This window comes from Pleionea mediterranea, assembly GCF_003148745.1.
Classification (GTDB): Bacteria; Pseudomonadota; Gammaproteobacteria; order Enterobacterales; family Kangiellaceae; genus Pleionea; species Pleionea mediterranea.
The window spans coordinates 1-1,420 of the sequence record NZ_QGGU01000029.1 but is presented as its reverse complement, the minus strand read 5'-3'; the positions used below and the strand labels follow the sequence as shown (position 1 = coordinate 1,420).

The following is a 1,420-nucleotide window of genomic DNA, read 5'->3' as shown; positions in this document are numbered from 1 at the left end:
CGTAATGCCGTTCACTTAAGCGAGTGAGCGGCATTTTTTTTCTTAACAGGATATCGGTTTTTAGAAGCTTTAATGAGTCTGGGATAGCTCCTTTCCCTCCGGTGTTCGAGTACAAACTGTTGCGCATCTTTTTCAATATCCATAACGAACTTTGGAATGTTCCCCGGTGTCACATAGGGTAACTGAGTTAGCTTATGGATAATATGCAAGGAAGCATGATGAAAGCTGAGTTCGTTAGGGTGAATACCTTTAAGTGACTTTGCCATCAGAGTCATTTTGTAACGAATAAGATTATAGGCCAGTAATATTCCCCACAACTCTTGTTTAATGAGTTCTGGCTGCTGACTTCGTAGGGTTAATTTGTTGTGCAGAAGATATTGTTTCATTTCTCTAAATCCCAGTTCAATCTCCCAACGATGCGCATACAAGTCGACGATATCCGCTCCCGGATAGCGCTTGGCATCGGTCATCGATGTTAATATTTGAACTGGCTTACCGTTAACTGTTTTAGTGATTAATCGGGCTTGTATGGTTTCAGGTAAACGCTTCCATTTCTGACGGGCTTGTGGCGTTGTGGTGAGTTCAACGATGGCATCATGTCGCCCTAGTTGATGAAGCACCTGATATTGGGTATTTTTTCTAAGGGGTATCATCCAGTGACGCTCTTCACCCGCTTTACACCACTGATGCAAAAGACCTAAAGAGTAAAATCCTCGGTCAAAAATCGTTAGACTGTGCTCAGGTGTTTGTTCTATTAATTGTTCAGCCAGACGCATTTCATTCGTGTCTATTCCTGCAAAAGCACTATTCACTAGCAAGTGGCTGGTGAGTTCCATCTGACAGACCATACGCACTTGTGGATAGCTCACATCCCCATGGTTATTTCTCGTTTTTCCGAAGCTTTGATTGTCGGCACTATCGGGCGTTCGCCATACAACCCCATCAACACCCAGCAAGGTTAAGCCACACCATTTGGGATGTTCTGCTTGTTGATGCCACTGAGTTTGTGTTCGTTCAAATATATAACGAATGGCTTCACTTCCCAGTTTATGGCGCGCTTGAGTGACGGCACTTGGGGCAACATAACTCCGCTCATTGGGTAAGATGATATCCAGTTGACTTAATAGCTGACGCATTGGGAATTGACGAAATAAAGCCATGCCAATAACAGCCCATACCATCGATTCCATGGGGAGTTTTCTTCGTCGAATAGTCGCTACACCATTTTGCGCCAGACCTTCATCAATAATATCCGGATCAAGTATTTCACTGAGGTTTTGAAATTGGGTGACAGGGTTATTAACTATTTGGTTTAAAGCGGATGAAAAACGCATAAAAAAAATCCGATGACCTGTGATCATCGGATTTTGATCTTTTTGCCGAAAATATCAAGCTTTATTTGCTTAACTGATCGGCATTA

At 42.8% G+C, this 1,420-nt stretch carries 1 protein-coding gene; it reads right to left on the bottom strand.

Annotation, left to right across the window (positions count from 1 at the left end):
* Positions 1-11: 11 nt before the first annotated feature.
* Positions 12-1,334, bottom strand: a complete 1,323-nt coding sequence (locus C8D97_RS17955) for an IS4 family transposase (RefSeq protein WP_109765181.1) — start codon at positions 1,332-1,334, stop codon at positions 12-14.
* Positions 1,335-1,420: the final 86 nt, after the last annotated feature.